Annotated in this window: 15 protein-coding genes; 3 read left to right on the plus strand and 12 right to left on the minus strand. The window is 68.8% G+C overall.

What is annotated here, in order from left to right:
- Positions 1-10 precede the first annotated feature (10 nt).
- The 3 genes from GUY60_RS08865 (at position 11) to GUY60_RS08875 (ending at position 3,905) form a co-directional block, all read left to right on the plus strand.
- Complete coding sequence (locus GUY60_RS08865) at positions 11-1,207, plus strand: sensor histidine kinase (RefSeq protein WP_161695669.1); 1,197 nt, start codon at positions 11-13, stop codon at positions 1,205-1,207.
- Positions 1,204-1,848 (plus strand): response regulator, encoded by a 645-nt coding sequence (locus tag GUY60_RS08870; RefSeq protein WP_161695625.1) that lies wholly within the window; start codon positions 1,204-1,206, stop codon positions 1,846-1,848. The genes GUY60_RS08865 and GUY60_RS08870 overlap by 4 nt, the downstream gene beginning before the upstream one ends.
- A gap of 218 nt (positions 1,849-2,066) precedes the next feature.
- Positions 2,067-3,905: a glycoside hydrolase family 18 chitinase gene (locus tag GUY60_RS08875; RefSeq protein WP_161695627.1), complete on the plus strand. Its 1,839-nt coding sequence runs from the start codon at positions 2,067-2,069 to the stop codon at positions 3,903-3,905.
- An 88-nt stretch (positions 3,906-3,993) separates the two neighbouring features.
- Here GUY60_RS08875 and GUY60_RS08880 read toward each other — a convergent pair whose 3' ends face one another.
- The 12 genes from GUY60_RS08880 to glyA all read right to left on the minus strand — a co-directional run bounded on the left by GUY60_RS08880 (position 3,994) and on the right by glyA (position 15,652).
- A complete protein-coding gene (locus GUY60_RS08880) occupies positions 3,994-4,440 on the minus strand; it encodes a DUF2550 domain-containing protein (protein WP_161695629.1) in 447 nt (148 codons plus the stop codon).
- Between the two features lie 133 nt (positions 4,441-4,573).
- Complete coding sequence (locus tag GUY60_RS08885; protein ID WP_161695631.1) at positions 4,574-4,957, minus strand: F0F1 ATP synthase subunit epsilon; 384 nt, start codon at positions 4,955-4,957, stop codon at positions 4,574-4,576.
- Between the two features lie 111 nt (positions 4,958-5,068).
- The gene (atpD, locus tag GUY60_RS08890; protein WP_161695633.1) at positions 5,069-6,511 is read right to left on the minus strand and encodes a F0F1 ATP synthase subunit beta; all 1,443 of its coding nucleotides are present in this window, start codon (positions 6,509-6,511) and stop codon (positions 5,069-5,071) included.
- A complete protein-coding gene (locus tag GUY60_RS08895; RefSeq protein WP_161695635.1) occupies positions 6,511-7,428 on the minus strand; it encodes a F0F1 ATP synthase subunit gamma in 918 nt (305 codons plus the stop codon). The genes atpD and GUY60_RS08895 overlap by 1 nt, the downstream gene beginning before the upstream one ends.
- A gap of 20 nt (positions 7,429-7,448) precedes the next feature.
- Positions 7,449-9,047: a F0F1 ATP synthase subunit alpha gene (gene atpA, locus GUY60_RS08900; RefSeq protein WP_161695637.1), complete on the minus strand. Its 1,599-nt coding sequence runs from the start codon at positions 9,045-9,047 to the stop codon at positions 7,449-7,451.
- Positions 9,048-9,193: 146 nt separating this feature from the next.
- On the minus strand, positions 9,194-10,015 hold the full coding sequence (locus tag GUY60_RS08905) for a F0F1 ATP synthase subunit delta (RefSeq protein WP_161695639.1): 822 nt from the start codon (positions 10,013-10,015) through the stop codon (positions 9,194-9,196).
- Positions 10,012-10,560 (minus strand): F0F1 ATP synthase subunit B, encoded by a 549-nt coding sequence (locus GUY60_RS08910; RefSeq protein ID WP_161695641.1) that lies wholly within the window; start codon positions 10,558-10,560, stop codon positions 10,012-10,014. The genes GUY60_RS08905 and GUY60_RS08910 overlap by 4 nt, the downstream gene beginning before the upstream one ends.
- 40 nt (positions 10,561-10,600) lie before the next feature.
- Positions 10,601-10,837 carry an ATP synthase F0 subunit C gene (gene atpE, locus GUY60_RS08915; protein WP_161695643.1) on the minus strand — a complete coding sequence of 79 codons (237 nt, stop codon included), beginning with the start codon at positions 10,835-10,837 and terminating at the stop codon, positions 10,601-10,603.
- A gap of 76 nt (positions 10,838-10,913) precedes the next feature.
- The gene (gene atpB / locus GUY60_RS08920) at positions 10,914-11,732 is read right to left on the minus strand and encodes a F0F1 ATP synthase subunit A (protein ID WP_512700832.1); all 819 of its coding nucleotides are present in this window, start codon (positions 11,730-11,732) and stop codon (positions 10,914-10,916) included.
- Positions 11,733-11,957: 225 nt separating this feature from the next.
- Positions 11,958-12,395, minus strand: a complete 438-nt coding sequence (locus tag GUY60_RS08925; RefSeq protein WP_161695645.1) for a Cg1360 family ATP-synthase-associated protein — start codon at positions 12,393-12,395, stop codon at positions 11,958-11,960.
- A 414-nt stretch (positions 12,396-12,809) separates the two neighbouring features.
- The gene (locus tag GUY60_RS08930) at positions 12,810-14,186 is read right to left on the minus strand and encodes an MraY family glycosyltransferase (protein WP_161695647.1); all 1,377 of its coding nucleotides are present in this window, start codon (positions 14,184-14,186) and stop codon (positions 12,810-12,812) included.
- A 158-nt stretch (positions 14,187-14,344) separates the two neighbouring features.
- Positions 14,345-15,652: a serine hydroxymethyltransferase gene (glyA, locus tag GUY60_RS08935; RefSeq protein ID WP_161695649.1), complete on the minus strand. Its 1,308-nt coding sequence runs from the start codon at positions 15,650-15,652 to the stop codon at positions 14,345-14,347.
- Between the last annotated feature and the right edge of the window lie 94 nt (positions 15,653-15,746).

Raw genomic sequence — 15,746 nt, forward strand, 5'->3', positions numbered from 1 at the left:
CCGTACGGCCCTGCCCCGGCCGCACCGCGTCGACGTCCTCATCGCGGTCGCCGGGCTCCTCGGCGGCCTGGCGCTCTGGGCGATCGGCCTCGGCCTGCGCACCTCGCCGGTCCCCGAACTGCCCGACGCCTGGCTGCTCGTACCGCTCGTCCTCATGTCCGCCCTTGAGCTGCTGCGCCGCACGCTGCCGCAGACCGCGCTCGCGGCGGGCACGCTGCTGCTCGTGGCCGACCAGTTCACGCCCGGCAGCCTGGTCACCATCCTGCTTTTCGCGGACCTCGCGTACGCGGCCGTCCTGTACGGCTCGCCCGCCGCCGCCCGCCGCATCCCGTGGACGACGGGCCTGGTCACGGTGGCGTCGACGATCGCGTTCGTGGCCTGGTTCCAGAAGCCGGAGGCGGTGCTGCTCGGCGTCATGGTGGGCCTGGTCGGCTTCGCCCCGGCCACCACCGGAGCGATCGTCCGCAACCACCGCGACGCCGCCGAGACGGCCCGGCTCCGCGCCGAACAGACCGCGCTGCTCGCCGAGATGGACCGCGCCCAGGCCGTCATCGCCGAGCGCGCCCGGATGGCCCGCGAGCTGCACGACATGGTCGCCAACCACCTCTCCGCCATCGCCATCCACTCCACCGCCGCGCTCTCCCTCGACGACCCGGGCACCACCCGCGACGCGCTCGGCGTGATCCGCGAGAACAGCGTCGACGGACTGGCCGAGATGCGCCGCCTCATCGGCCTGCTCAGGGACGGCAGCGGCGACCACGAACCGGCCGCCGCGCCCACCCTCGAAGGCCTCGGCACCCTCACCGGCCAGGCCCGCGCCAACGGCCTCGACCTCCACCTCGACGACCGCCGCCCGCCCGGCTCGCCCCGGCTGCCCGCCCCGGTCGAGCTGGCCGCGTACCGGATCGTGCAGGAGTCCCTCACCAACGCCCTCAAGCACGCCGCCCCCGGCCCCGTGCACGTCACCCTCGACCTGTCCGACGGCACCCTCACCGTGACCGTGACCAGCCCCTTCGGCGAGCCCTCAGGACCCCGCGCACCGGGCTCGGGCGCCGGCCTCGTCGGCATGCGGGAGCGGGCCACGCTGCTCGGCGGCCGGTTCGAGGCGGCGCCACGCGACGACGGCCGGGGCAAGGTCTGGTACGTACGGGCCGTACTGCCCGCCGGGGAAGCCGTGTCACACCTGTCTCAAGGAGGAAGCGAATGATCCGGGTCCTGGTCGCCGAGGATCAGTCGGCGGTGCGCGCGGGCCTGGTGCTCATCCTGCGCAGCGCCCCGGACATCGAGGTCGTCGGGGAGGCCGCGGACGGCGAGGAGGCGGTCGCCCGCGCCCGCGAACTCCGCCCGGATCTGGTCCTGATGGACATCCAGATGCCCCGCCTCGACGGCGTCGGCGCCACCCGCCAGGTGGTCGCCGAGGGCCTCGCGGACGTGCTCGTACTGACCACCTTCGACCTCGACGCGTACGTCTTCGGGGCGCTGCGCGCGGGCGCCGCGGGCTTCCTGCTCAAGAACACCGACGCCAAGGACCTGCTCGAAGCGGTCCGTACGGTGGCGCGCGGGGAGGGCCTGATCGCACCGGCCGTGACCCGCCGCCTGATCGCGGAGTTCGCCGCCGAGCCGGTACGCGCCGAGAGCGGCACCGACCCGGCGGTGCTGGACGCGCTCACCCGGCGCGAGCGCGAGGTGCTCTCCTGCCTCGGCCAGGGCCTGTCCAACGCGGAGATCGCGGTCCGGCTGGACATGGCGGAAGCCACCGTGAAGACCCATGTGAGCCGGCTCCTCGCCAAACTGGGACTGCGCAGCCGGGTCCAAGCGGCCGTACTGGCACAGGAGTTGAGGGTGTGAGCGCAATCGGGGCGGGGGCAGGGCTGGATCAGGACAGGGCCGGGGCGGGATCAGGGCGCCATGGAGATCCAGTGGTCCAGACCTATTGACGTAAGGTCCAGACCTTTCTAATCTCGCCGCACTGCGGTGAGCACACCACACGTCCACGACGTGCGCTCACGGACGTCGCAGGGTCCCCCCACCCCATACGTCCGGACCTCATCTCGAGGAGGCGCACCATGCGCTTCAGACTCAGATCACGGCACAAGCTCACGGCAGGGCTGACAACCCTGCTGCTCCCGCTCGCCTCCCTCGTCGCCCTGGCCACCCCCGCCACGGCCGCGAGCTCCGCCACCGCCACGTACACCAAGACCCAGGACTGGGGCGCCGGCTTCGAGGGCAAGTGGACGGTGAAGAACACCGGCACCACGGCCCTCGACAGCTGGTCGGTCGCGTGGGACTTCCCCGCCGACACCAGGATCACGTCCTCCTGGGACGCCGACGTCACGAACAGCGGCACCCGCTGGACCGCCAAGAACAAGGCCTGGAACGGGACGCTCGCCCCCGGCGCCTCGCTCACCTTCGGCTTCAACGGCACCGGCACCGGCGCTCCCGCCAACTGCACGCTGAACGGCGCCAGTTGTGACGGCGGCAGCGTCCCGGGCGACAACCCGCCCTCGGCGCCCGGCACCCCCACGGCCACGGACGCCACCGACACCTCGGTCAAGCTCAGCTGGAGCGCGGCCACCGACGACAACGGCGTCAAGAACTATGACGTACTGCGCGACGGCACCAAGGTCGCCACGGTCACCGGCACCAGCCACACCGACACCGGCCTGACCAAGGGCACCGACTACTCGTACACGGTGCAGGCCCGCGACAGCGCCGGCCAGACCGGCCCGGTCAGCGGCGCCGTGAAGGTCCGCACCACTGGCGGCGGCACCGACCCGGGCCCCGGCCCCGGCGACCAGGTCAAGCTCGGATACTTCACCAACTGGGGTGTCTACGGCCGCAATTACCACGTCAAGAACCTGGACACCTCCGGTTCCGCCGCCAAGATCACGCACATCAACTACGCCTTCGGCAACGTCCAGGGCGGCAAGTGCACCATCGGCGACGCCTACGCCGACTACGACAAGGCGTACACCGCCGACCAGTCCGTGGACGGCAAGGCCGACACCTGGGACCAGCCGCTGCGCGGCAACTTCAACCAGCTGCGCAAGCTCAAGGCCAAGTACCCGCACATCAAGGTGATCTGGTCCTTCGGCGGCTGGACCTGGTCCGGCGGCTTCACCGACGCGATGAAGAACCCGGCGGCCTTCGCCAAGTCCTGCCACGACCTGGTCGAGGACCCGCGCTGGGCCGATGTCTTCGACGGCATCGACCTGGACTGGGAGTACCCCAACGCCTGCGGCCTGAGCTGCGACACCAGCGGCCCCGCCGCCATGAGGACGATGATGCAGGCCTTCCGTACCGCGTTCGGCCCGGACAACCTGGTCACGGCCGCCATCACGGCCGACGCCTCGGCCGGCGGCAAGATCGACGCGGCGGACTACGGCGGCGCCGCCGCGTACACCGACTGGTACAACGTGATGACCTACGATTTCTTCGGCGCCTGGGCGAAGAACGGCCCCACCGCCCCGCACTCCCCGCTCACCTCGTACGCGGGCATCCCGCAGCAGGGCTTCAACTCCGCCGAAGCCATCGCGAAGTTGAAGGCCAAGGGCGTCCCCGCGAAGAAGCTGCTGCTCGGCATCGGCTTCTACGGCCGCGGCTGGACCGGAGTCACCCAGAAGGAACCCGGAGGCACGGCCACGGGCCCGGCCGCCGGTACGTACGAAGCGGGCATCGAGGACTACAAGGTCCTCAAGTCCAAGTGCCCGGCCAACGGAACGGTCGCGGGCACCGCCTACGCCCACTGCGGCAGCGACTGGTGGTCCTACGACACCCCCGCGACCGTCAACTCGAAGATGGGCTGGGCGAAGAACCAGTCACTCGGCGGCGCGTTCTTCTGGGAGTTCAGCGGCGACACGGCCGACGGCGAACTGGTCAGCGCCATCGACAGCGGCCTGAAGTAACCCCACGAGCCCCTACGGAAGCCGGCCCATACGGAAGCCGGGCCACGGGAACGTCCCCCGTGGCCCGGCTTCTTCGTCGTACAGGTCGCTACGCGACGTTCACGCGCTGCCCCGGAGGCGCCGCCTCGAGCCAGGCGAGAAAGCCGGTCAGCGCGTCCTCGCTCATCGCCAGCTCGATCCGCGTCCCGTGATGCGTACAGCCGAGCACGATCGCGTCGGAGAGCAGCGCGAGCTCCTCCTCACCGTCCGGAGCCCGCCGGTCCACGACCTCGATCGCGGACCGTTCAAGCACACGGCGCGGCCGCGGGGCGTACGAGAAGACCCGGAACCAGCCGATGCGGTCACCGTTGTAACGGGCCACGCCGTAGCTCCAGCCCTTGCCCGAAGTGTCGCCCGCCTCCGGGGCGTTCCACCGCAGGGAGCAGTCGAAGGTGCCGCCGGAGCGCTGGATCAACCGTCTGCGCAGTCCGAAGACGAAGAGTCCCACCAACACGAGCACGACTACCAGCGCACACACAACCACAGCGAGGATCATCGGCATCGACCTCCTCGCATCGTCCAGTCACGCAAACCGACCTTGCACCCGCATTGCCTCAGCCGCGGCCCGGTCCGGAATGCTCCGGTCCTGGCCGCGGCTGAGTCACACACTGTCTGGCGTCGCGCTGTTGTCAGCCCGCCGCCACCGCACGGAGGCGGACATCGGCGCGCCGTTCGGCGGCCGCGTCGGCCTCCGACTTGGCACGCTCGAGCGCCCGCTCCGCACGCTGAACATCGATCTCGTCGGCCAGTTCCACGACCTCGGCCAACAGCGAGAGCTTGTTGTCCGCGAACGAGACGAAACCGCCGTGTACCGCGGCGACGATCGTGCCGCCCTCCGACTCGGAGGTCGTACGAATGGTCACAGGGCCCGACTCCAGCACACCGAGCAGCGGCTGGTGACCGGGCATGACGCCGATGTCGCCGGAGGCGGTCCGTGCCACGACCAGGGTGGCCTCGCCGGCCCAGACCTGGCGGTCGGCGGCGACCAGCTCGACGTGCAGCTCAGCAGCCAAGGTTGGCTCCTCGGGTCACCACCCGGCGCGTTCTGCCGGGTGTTGGGTCAAATTCTAGTAGGCGTACCGGGAGGGGCGGGACGCGCCCACCCCTCCCGTGAGTCAGGGGACTCAGGAGACGCCGAGCTCCTTGGCCTTCGCCTTGAGGTCCTCGATGCCACCGCACATGAAGAACGCCTGCTCGGGGAAGTGGTCGTACTCGCCGTCGCAGATCGCGTTGAACGCGGCGATCGACTCGTCGAGCGGCACGTCCGAACCGTCCAGGCCGGTGAACTGCTTGGCGGCGTGGGTGTTCTGCGACAGGAAGCGCTCGACGCGACGGGCGCGGTGGACAACAAGCTTGTCCTCTTCGCCCAGCTCGTCGATACCGAGGATCGCGATGATGTCCTGGAGGTCCTTGTACTTCTGCAGGATTCCCTTGACACGGCTGGCCGCGTCGTAGTGGTCCTGCGCGATGTAGCGCGGGTCCAGGATGCGGGACGTGGAGTCCAGCGGGTCCACGGCCGGGTAGATGCCCTTCTCGGAGATCGGACGGGAGAGAACCGTCGTCGCGTCGAGGTGGGCGAACGTGGTGGCCGGGGCCGGGTCGGTCAGGTCGTCCGCGGGGACGTAGATCGCCTGCATCGAGGTGATCGAGTGACCACGGGTCGAGGTGATGCGCTCCTGGAGCACACCCATCTCGTCCGCCAGGGTCGGCTGGTAACCCACCGCGGAGGGCATGCGCCCGAGCAGCGTGGAGACCTCGGAACCGGCCTGGGTGAAGCGGAAGATGTTGTCGATGAAGAGCAGAACGTCCTGCTTCTGCACGTCACGGAAGTACTCCGCCATGGTGAGCGCGGAGAGCGCGACGCGAAGACGCGTGCCCGGCGGCTCATCCATCTGACCGAAGACGAGAGCGGTCTTGTCGAGCACGCCCGACTCTTCCATCTCGTCGATGAGGTCGTTGCCCTCACGGGTGCGCTCGCCGACACCGGCGAACACGGAAACACCATCGTGCAGCTTGGCCACACGCATGATCATTTCCTGGATGAGGACGGTCTTGCCCACACCCGCGCCACCGAACAGACCGATCTTTCCACCCTTGACGTACGGGGTGAGAAGGTCGACGACCTTCAGGCCGGTCTCGAACATCTCGGTCTTGGACTCGAGCTGGTCGAAGGCAGGGGCCTTGCGGTGGATGGACCAGCGCTCGGACTCCTTGCCGTTCTCCTCCGGGTGGTTCAGCACCTCACCGAGGGTGTTGAAGACCTTGCCCTTGGTGAAGTCACCGACCGGCACGGTGATGCCGGCGCCGGTGTTGGTCACCGTGGCCTGGCGGACCAGGCCGTCGGTGGGCTGCATGGAGACCGCGCGGACCACGCCGTCACCCAGGTGCTGGGCGACCTCGAGGGTCAGCGTCTTCTTCTCGCCCTCGTTCGCCGGGTCGGCGACCTCGACGTGCAGCGCGTTGTAGATCTCCGGCATCGCGTCGACGGGGAACTCCACGTCGACGACCGGGCCGATGACACGGGCGACACGGCCCGTCGCCGTCGCCGTCTCAACAGTGGTGGTCATTACTTGTCACTCCCCGCGGTCGCGTCGGTCAGGGCTGCGGAGCCACCGACGATCTCGCTGATTTCCTGGGTGATTTCGGCCTGGCGGGCCGCGTTGGCAGAGCGGGTGAGCGCTGTGATCAGATCACCCGCGTTGTCGGTCGCCGACTTCATCGCGCGGCGCGTGGCCGCGTGCTTGGAGGCGGCCGACTGAAGCAGCGCGTTGTAGATACGGCTCTCGACGTACCGCGGAAGCAGGGCGTCGAGGACGTCCTGACCCGAGGGCTCGAAGTCGTACAGCGGGCGGATCTCGTCCTTGGTGCCCGCCTCTTCGGCGACCTCTTCGAGGCTCAGCGGCAGCAGCCGGGCCTCGACCGCGTTCTGCGTCATCATCGAGACGAACTCGGTGTAGACGATGTGGAGTTCATCCACGCCGCCCTCGGCCGTCTCCGTCTCGATGGCCTCGATCAGAGGAGCAGCGATCGCCTTCGCGTCCGCGTAGTCGGGCTGGTCCGTGAAGCCCGTCCACTCGCCGGAGATCTTCCGCTCCCGGAAGTTGTAGTGCGCGATGCCACGGCGGCCGACGATGTAGGTGTCGACCTCCTTGCCATCGGCCCGCAGCTTCTCGCTGAGCTGTTCCGCCGCCTTGATGGCGTTGGAGTTGAAGGCGCCGGCCAGACCGCGGTCGCTCGTGAGGAGCAGGACCGCGGCCCGGGTCGGGTTCTCCACCTCGGTGGTGAGCGGGTGCTTGTCGTTCGCCCCCGTCGCCACCGCGGTGACCGCGCGGGTGAGCTCGGTCGCGTACGGCGTGGAGGCCGCCACCTTGCGCTGCGCCTTGACGACACGCGAGGCGGCGATCATCTCCATCGCCTTGGTGATCTTCTTCGTCGCGGTGACGGACTTGATACGACGCTTGTAGACCCGGAGCTGGGCTCCCATGAGTCAGGTCCCTTCCGTCGTCACTTGGAGACGTCGACGGTTGCCGGAGCGTCCTCGCCGATCAACTTGCCGTCCGAGGTCTCGAACTGCTTCTTGAACTCGGCGATGGCGTCGGCGATGGCCGTCAGGGTGTCGTCCGACAGCTTGCCGCCCTCCTTGATGGAGGTCATCAGGCCCTGCTCCTTGCGGTGCAGGTGGTCGAGCAGCTCGCGCTCGAAGCGGCGCACGTCCGCCACCGGTACGTCGTCCATCTTGCCGGTGGTGCCGGCCCAGACGGAGACGACCTGGTCCTCGGTGGCCATCGGCTGGTACTGGTCCTGCTTGAGCAGCTCGACCATCCGCTGACCGCGCTCGAGCGATGCCTTCGACGCGGCGTCCAGGTCGGAACCGAAGGCAGCGAACGCCTCGAGCTCACGGAACTGGGCGAGGTCCACGCGGAGGCGGCCGGAGACCTGCTTCATCGCCTTGTGCTGCGCGGAACCACCGACTCGGGAGACGGAGATACCGACGTTCAGCGCGGGGCGCTGACCGGCGTTGAAGAGGTCCGACTCCAGGAAGCACTGGCCGTCGGTGATGGAGATGACGTTGGTCGGAATGAACGCCGACACGTCGTTCGCCTTGGTCTCGACGATCGGCAGACCGGTCATCGAGCCCTTGCCCATCTCGTCCGAGAGCTTGGCGCAGCGCTCGAGGAGGCGGGAGTGCAGGTAGAAGACGTCACCCGGGTAGGCCTCACGGCCCGGCGGACGACGGAGCAGCAGGGACACGGCGCGGTAGGCGTCGGCCTGCTTCGACAGGTCGTCGAAGATGATGAGGACGTGCTTGCCCTCGTACATCCACTGCTGACCGATGGCCGAACCGGTGTACGGGGCCAGGTACTTGAAGCCCGCCGGGTCGGACGCCGGGGCGGCGACGATCGTCGTGTACTCGAGCGCGCCGGCCTCTTCGAGGGCGCCACGCACGGAGGCGATGGTCGAGCCCTTCTGACCGATGGCGACGTAGATGCAGCGCACCTGCTTGTTCACGTCACCGGTGCGCCAGTTGTCGCGCTGGTTGATGATCGTGTCGACGGCCAGAGCGGTCTTACCGGTCTGACGGTCACCAATGATCAGCTGACGCTGGCCACGGCCGATCGGGGTCATCGCGTCGACGGCCTTGTAGCCGGTCTCCATCGGCTCGTGGACCGACTTGCGGTCCATGACCGTGGGGGCCTGCAGCTCGAGGGCGCGACGTCCGCTGGTCTCGATCTCGCCGAGGCCGTCGATCGGGGCGCCGAGCGGGTCGACGACACGGCCGAGGTAGCCCTCGCCGACGGCCACCGACAGGACCTCGCCGGTACGGCTGACCGGCTGGCCCTCCTCGACGCCGCTGAACTCGCCGAGGACGACGGCGCCGATCTCGCGCTCCTCAAGGTTGAGGGCGAGACCGAGGGTGCCGTCCTCGAACTTCAGCAGCTCGTTTGCCATGGCCGAGGGCAGGCCCTCGACCTTCGCGATGCCATCGCCGGCCAGGGTGACCGTACCGACCTCCTCGCGCGAGGCCGCGTCCGGCTTGTACGCCTGGACAAAGTTCTCCAGCGCGTCCCGGATCTCCTCCGGCCGGATCGTGAGCTCCGCCATCTGGGTTCCCTGCTCTCCTTGTTGGGCCCGAAGTGTTCTTGGGGGGTCTGGGGTCAGCCCCCAGGAATCCTCTGCACGGCCCAACTCGGGCCGTTAGCAATGCTTGTTGAGTTGGTGTACGACGACCTGGAAGGACCAGGTTGTCGTCAGCCGGCCATCCGGCGGCTCGCGTCATCGACCCGGTCCGCGATGGAACCGTTGATGATCTCGTCGCCCACCTGCACCCGGATCCCGCCGAGGACCTCAGGGTCCACGTCGAGGTTGAGGTGCATCTGCCGGCCGTACAGCTTGGCCAGCGAACCCGCCAGCTTCTGCTTCTGTCCGTCGGACAGCGGCACGGCCGAGGTGACGATCGCGACCGTACGGTTCCGGCGGTCCGCGGCGAGCTTGGACAGGGACTCGAGTCCCGCTTCCAGGCTACGTCCACGCGGGTGGGTCACCAGACGCGTGATCAGTCGCTCCGTGGTGGCCTCCGCACGACCGCCGAGCAGGCTGCGCAGCAGCTCGCCCTTGGCCGATCCGGCGGCGGAGCGGCTGGTGAGCGCGGCCCGCAGGTCGGTGCTGGACGCGACGATCCGCCCGAAGCGGAACAGCTCGTCCTCGACGTTGTCGAGCTTGCCGGCGCGCTGCGCGGCGGTGAGGTCGGCGATGTCCGCCAGCTCCTCGAACGCGTCCACCACGTCACGCGACTGCGACCAGCGGGACCGGACCACGCCGGCCACCACATCGGCGGTGTCGGCGGAGACCTGCCCGCCGAGCACGCGGTTCGCGAGCTCGGCCTTGGCCTCTGCGGCCTGCGCCGGGTCGGTCAGGACCCGACGCAGCGACACCTCGCGGTCGAGCAGCGCGGTGACGGCGGCCAGCTCGTCCGCGAGCGCGGCCGCGTCCACCGACGTGTTGTCGGTCAGCGCGTCAAGACGCTCGCGCGCGGCGGCAAGTGCCTCGCGGCTCGCTCCGTGCGCTGTCATCGAGCCGCCTCGGCCTTCTCCTCGAGCTCGTCGAGGAAGCGGTCGATGGTGCGGCTCTGCCGGGCGTGGTCCTCGAGGGACTCTCCGACCAGCTTGCCCGCCAGGGTCGTGGCCAGCTGGCCGACGTCCTGACGCAGCGACTGCGAAGCGGCCTTGCGGTCCGCGGCGATCTGGGTGTGGCCGGCAGCGATGATCTCCTCACGCTGCCGCTGGCCCTCGGCGCGCATCTCGGCGATGAGCTGAGCACCCTGCTCCTGCGCCTCCTGGCGCAGGCGGGCAGCCTCGTGCCGAGCCTCGGCGAGCTGAGCCTTGTACTGCTCGAGCACGCTCTGGGCCTCGGTCTGGGCGGCCTCGGCCTTCTCGATACCGCCTTCGATCGCCTCCCGGCGCTGCTCCAGAACCTTGTTGATGTTCGGGAGAAGCTTCTTCCAGAAGAAGAAGAAGACGATGGCGAAGGCGATGGTGCCGACGAGCAGCTCGGGGCCGGGCGGGATGAGCGGGTTCTGCTCTTCCCCGGCCGCCAGCTGCATCCAGTTGGCGATCACATCAGTGCCTTTCGTCGAAAGTGGTCAGTGAAGAACTAGATCACTGGCCGTAAACGAACGGCATGACGATGCCGATGAGGGCGAGCGCCTCACAGAAGGCGAAGCCGAGGATCTGGTTGGCGCGGATCAGACCGGCGGCCTCGGGCTGACGAGCCAGGGCCTGGGTGCCGTTACCGAACACGATGCCGACGCCGACGCCGGGGCCGATGGCAGCGAGACCGTAACCGATGGAACCGAGGGAGCCGGAGACCTCTGCGGCAAGCTGAACAGCGGACATGCTGTGTCTTCCTTCTCTTTCTTGGACCGGTGGGGGTTGGCCACCGGGCGTTCGGGGGTTTTGCGGGCGGCCTTGCTCAGTGGTGCTTGGCGAGTGCGCCCTGGAGGTACGAGCAGGCGAGGAGCACGAAGACATACGCCTGGACGGCCTGCACGAAAAGCTCGAAGAGGATCATGACCATGGTCATGACGAAGGAGACGCCGGCCGCCGGGATCATCCAGCTGTTCAGCAGGTACCAGGAGGCGACCGTGAACATCACCAGCATCAGGTGACCGGCGAACATGTTGGCGAAGAGTCGGACCGCGTGCGTGAAGGGACGCACGAGCAGGTTCGAGAAGAGCTCGATGAACGAGACGAGCCACTTGATCGGGCCGAGCGACGGGTCGTAACCCGTGATGTTCTTCCAGCCGCCCACGAAGCCGTGGGTCTTGAAGGTCAGCGGCACCCAGGTCAGGTACACGATGGCCGCGAGGACCACGGGGTACGCGAAGATCGACGACACCGGGAACTGGGCCAGCGGGATCACGGACCAGATGTTCATGATCCAGATGAAGAAGAACAGCGACACCATGAGCGGGACGTACTTCTCGCCGTCCTTCTTGCCCATGGTCTCGTGCACGATGCCGCGGCGTACGAAGTCGTAGCCCGCCTCACCGATCATCTGGAGCTTGCCCGGGACGACCTTCGCCTTGCCGAACGCAAGGGTGAAGAACGTGACCACGATCAGCGTGGTGATGAGCGCGAGCAGCATCACCTTGTTGAACTCGAAGCCACCGATGGTGGCGATCGGCTTGAAGAGGAAGGAGTGCAGGCCCGGCGCCGGGAAGCCACATCCGTTGTCGGACATGATGCGGCAGCTCCAGTCAAAGGCGAGCTGGGTCTGTTCAGCACTCACCGCGGGCTCCTTCGGCGTGACGCATAAGTACGGCAACCTCGTTGTGTCGGCGCGGCGTGCAGCCGCGAGTCGGCACCGGTCTGGTGATTCGGATATGGGGGCGGCAGTCAGGCAGTGAGCCTCGCGATGAAGCAGGCGTCAGCTCGTGTGCCCGCGCCCGCAGTGCCGCAGTTGGCACCGGACGATAGCAGGACTTGTTAAGGCTCTTTATCCCGGCCCTACCCCTCATGACGAGGACCCCGAATTCTCGTTCTTCGGAGTGTCCGAGGAGTCCGGGTCTACGTAGAAGATCTTCGCCTTCATGTGCGCGCGAGCCTGGGAAATCACCCAGGCAACGGTCGTCACGATGATGGTGATGGCGAAGGCCCTCGGATTGAAGAGAGTCGTGTCTTTGAAGACGGCGACGAACACGAACAGCACGAGCAACTGCACTACATAGAGCAGGAGTCCCGCCGCCTGGAACAGCTGCGGAAAGTGCTTGGCCGTGAACTGAAGGCCGAGAATCCCGAGCCCCATGAAGAGACAGACCACCGCGGTCGCGACGACGGCGCCGAGCGCTCCCTTGCCACCCGCGACCACCGCACTGACGACGGCGGCGATGACGCCGACGGCGACGGTGGGCAGAGCAATGGGCAGGAGAGTCCGGGCGTCATTGGACTGCATGGCGGCAGCTCCACTTACTGAAGAAGGGGACGAGTTGTCGTCATGGACGAGCGTAAGCCCGGGAACGGAGAGCTCCTGATGCCAACCGACCGTCGCACTACGGTCCTTCGGCCCTACCCCGGGATCTCGTGAACCGTATCACAAACTATTTGATGAGGTCTTTACCTGCCGAGTGTGCAAGCCGTCACACATGAGAGTTAACGCGCGCGTCTGTGCGCGCAGGGCTGCAACTTGTCTGGTATTGGGGGCATTTCACTCCCCGCACCCTCACAGTGTGAGACGTCGCAGCTACGTTCGGGGTTGCCCGTTCCGGCTCGTTGGATCGTACGAGAGCTGATCAACACCCGCTCCCCGTACGCCGGATGAGGCTCCGGAGACCCGCTCCGGACACCCGACTCCCCCGCTTGTGCGGCCCTACGAACCGTGTTCCACGAAGCGTGACCGGGCGCCGATGGCCGTGGAGCCGTTGCCCCGCGGCGCGACGGTGGCACTCGCGACGGTGGTGGACTTCTCGGGCCGCGCAGGCTCCTCGGACTCCGCTGACTCCTCGGACTCCTCCGACTCCTTGAGACCTTCGGACGACGCCTCCGGCTCCGTACTCTCCGTCGGCTCCGCGCTGCCGTACGGCTGGCGGTAGCGCGGCGGTACGAAGCCCTCGGCCCAGCGCGGGGTGCGCGGTGTGAACCGCGGCAGCAGCAGGAGCACCAGGCCGACGAAGCTCAGCGCGACCGCCACGAGGACGATCCACATCGACGCGGAGTGCACCGAGTACGCGAGTGCGCCGAAGGCGATCAGGGCCGACCAGAAGTACATGATCAGCACCGCCCGGCTGTGCGAGTGGCCGATCTCCAGGAGCCGGTGGTGCAGGTGGCCCCGGTCGGCGGCGAACGGCGACTGGCCGCGCCAGGTGCGGCGTACGACGGCGAGCACCAGGTCGGCGGCCGGCACCGCGATGATCGTCAGCGGCAGCAGCAGCGGGATGTACACCGGCACCGTCTGGTGCACCGCCTGCCGCTCCGAACCGGCGAACAGGCTCATCGCGTCCGGGTCGACCTGACCGGTGATGGAGATCGCACCCGCCGACAGCACCAGGCCGATCAGCATCGACCCCGAGTCGCCCATGAAGATCCGCGCGGGGTGCATGTTGTGCGGCAGGAAGCCGAGGCACATGCCCATCAGGATCGCCGCGAACAGGGTCGCGGGGGCGGCGGCCTCGATGCCGTAGCTGAACCAGATGCGGTACGCGTACAGGAAGAACGCCGCGGCGGCGATGCAGACCATGCCCGCGGCCAGGCCGTCGAGGCCGTCCACGAAGTTCACGGCGTTGATGGTGACGAGGACCAGGGCGACCGTGAGGAGCGTGCCCTGCCCCGGAGTCAGCGAGACCGACCCCACACCGGGCACCGGCACCCACAGGATCGTCAGACCCTGCATCACCATGACGCCGGCCGCGATCATCTGGCCGCCCAGCTTCACCAGGGCGTCGATCTCGAACTTGTCGTCCAGGACGCCGATCAGCCAGATCAGCGCGGCCCCGGAGAGCAGCGCGCGGGGTTCGTTGGAGTTGTCGAAGACCTCGTTGAGGTTCTCCAGGTGGTCCGCGACGAGCAGGCCCGCGCACAGGCCGAAGAACATCGCGATCCCGCCGAGCCGCGGCGTCGGTTCCCGGTGCACATCGCGCGCCCGGATCTCCGGCATCGCCCCCGCGACGATGGCGAACTTCCGCACCGGCCCGGTCAGCAGATAGGTGACCGCGGCCGTGACGCAGAGCACAAGGAGGTATTCACGCACGGGCTTCCCCACAGGTATCGCTGGCCAACTCAGCCCCACACCCTAGCTTTGCGCGCATACGGTTGAGGACTTTCGGGTATCGACGATGGTTGCACGGATCCCGTTCCACCCTGCCGCGCCTACCCGCCTTCAGCCCGGATACGGCGGGTACGAAGCCGCTATCTGTCCGGATAGGGCGGGAATCGGCGCACGAGTTCCCGCACGTCGCCCCGCAACCGGCCAGGTTCGGAGTCCGCGCGCAGCGCTGTGACGAACAGCTCGGCGATGCTCGCCATCTCCGCCTCGCCCATGCCCTGTGTGGTGACGGCCGCCGTACCGAGCCGCAGCCCGCGGGAGTCGCCGTGCGGCAGCGCGCAGGTGTCGAGCACCAGGCCCGCGGCGGACAGCCGGCCACGCGCGGCGCGGGCGTCGAAGCCGAACGGCGCGGGGTCGACGGTCAGCAGGTGGGTGTCGGTGCCGCCGGTGGTGACGACGAGCCCCGCGTCGGCGAGCCCGCCGCCCAGCGCACGGGCGTTGGCGACCACCTGGTGCGCGTACGCCGTGAAGGCCGGGGTGGCCGCCTCCCCGAACGCCACCGCCTTGGCCGCGATGGTGTGCATCTGGGCGCCGCCCTGGGTGAACGGGAACACCGCCCGGTCGATGCGCTCCGCCAGGTCGTGCCCGCAGAGCAGCATCCCGCCGCGCGGCCCGCGCAGCACCTTGTGCGTGGTGGCGCACACCACGTCCGCGTACGGCACCGGATTGGGCGCCGCTCCCCCGGCGACCAGGCCCATGGGGTGGGCGGCGTCGGCGATCAGATACGCGCCCACGTCGTCGGCGATGTCCCGGAAGGCCGCGTAGTCGATGTGCCGTGGGTACGAGATGGAGCCGCAGACCACGGCCTTCGGCCGGTGCGCGCGGGCGAGGGCGCGGACCTGCTCGTAGTCGATGAGGCCGCTCTCGGCCTCCACTCCGTACCCGATGAAGTGGAACCAGCGCCCGGAGAAGTTCGCGGGCGAGCCGTGCGTGAGGTGACCGCCGTGCGGCAGCCCCATCGCGAGGACCGTGTCGCCGGGCCGCAGCAGCGCGGCGTACGCGGCGAGCACCGCGGAGGAACCGGAGTGCGGCTGCACATTGGCGTGCTCGGCGCCGAACAGGGCCCGCGCCCGGTCCACGGCGATGCGCTCGGCCACGTCCACCAGCTCGCAGCCGCCGTGGTGGCGGGCGCCGGGGTAGCCCTCGGCGTACTTGTTGGCGAGCGGGGAGCCGAGCGCGGTGAGCACCGCGCGCGAGGTGAAGTTCTCGGCGGCGATCAACTGCAGGCCGTCCGACTGGCGTTGGAGCTCGGCGACGAGGATCTCGGCCAGCTCGGGGTCCTGACGGCGCAGCGCGTCGAGATCAGGCCCGAGGGCGGAGGTCCGCTGAGCGGCGGCAGACGGCAGCTCGTCTGCGGGCCGTCGGGGTGCGGCTGCGGGAGTGACCGACATCTGCGGCTCCGGCTGGGACGAGGTGGGGGGCGCCGGTTCCAATGTAGGCCGGGTTGCCCCGGCCCGCCCGGCGTACACCGGGGAACTCCCCCCG

The sequence above is a fragment of the Streptomyces boluensis genome (assembly GCF_009908195.1).
Taxonomy (GTDB): Bacteria; Actinomycetota; Actinomycetes; order Streptomycetales; family Streptomycetaceae; genus Streptomyces; species Streptomyces boluensis.

What these genes read in the sequence shown, in the direction of transcription:
- GUY60_RS08895 (WP_161695635.1), bottom strand. Translation starts at nt 7,428, where the DNA reads ATGGGAGCCCAGCTCCGGGTCTACAAGCGTCGTATCAAGTCCGTCACC.
- atpE (WP_161695643.1), bottom strand. Translation starts at nt 10,837, where the DNA reads ATGTCCGCTGTTCAGCTTGCCGCAGAGGTCTCCGGCTCCCTCGGTTCC.
- GUY60_RS08905 (WP_161695639.1), bottom strand. Translation starts at nt 10,015, where the DNA reads ATGACAGCGCACGGAGCGAGCCGCGAGGCACTTGCCGCCGCGCGCGAG.
- GUY60_RS08880 (WP_161695629.1), bottom strand. Translation starts at nt 4,440, where the DNA reads ATGATCCTCGCTGTGGTTGTGTGTGCGCTGGTAGTCGTGCTCGTGTTG.
- glyA (WP_161695649.1), bottom strand. Translation starts at nt 15,652, where the DNA reads ATGTCGGTCACTCCCGCAGCCGCACCCCGACGGCCCGCAGACGAGCTG.
- atpA (WP_161695637.1), bottom strand. Translation starts at nt 9,047, where the DNA reads ATGGCGGAGCTCACGATCCGGCCGGAGGAGATCCGGGACGCGCTGGAG.
- atpD (WP_161695633.1), bottom strand. Translation starts at nt 6,511, where the DNA reads ATGACCACCACTGTTGAGACGGCGACGGCGACGGGCCGTGTCGCCCGT.
- GUY60_RS08875 (WP_161695627.1), top strand. Translation starts at nt 2,067, where the DNA reads ATGCGCTTCAGACTCAGATCACGGCACAAGCTCACGGCAGGGCTGACA.
- GUY60_RS08925 (WP_161695645.1), bottom strand. Translation starts at nt 12,395, where the DNA reads ATGCAGTCCAATGACGCCCGGACTCTCCTGCCCATTGCTCTGCCCACC.
- GUY60_RS08870 (WP_161695625.1), top strand. Translation starts at nt 1,204, where the DNA reads ATGATCCGGGTCCTGGTCGCCGAGGATCAGTCGGCGGTGCGCGCGGGC.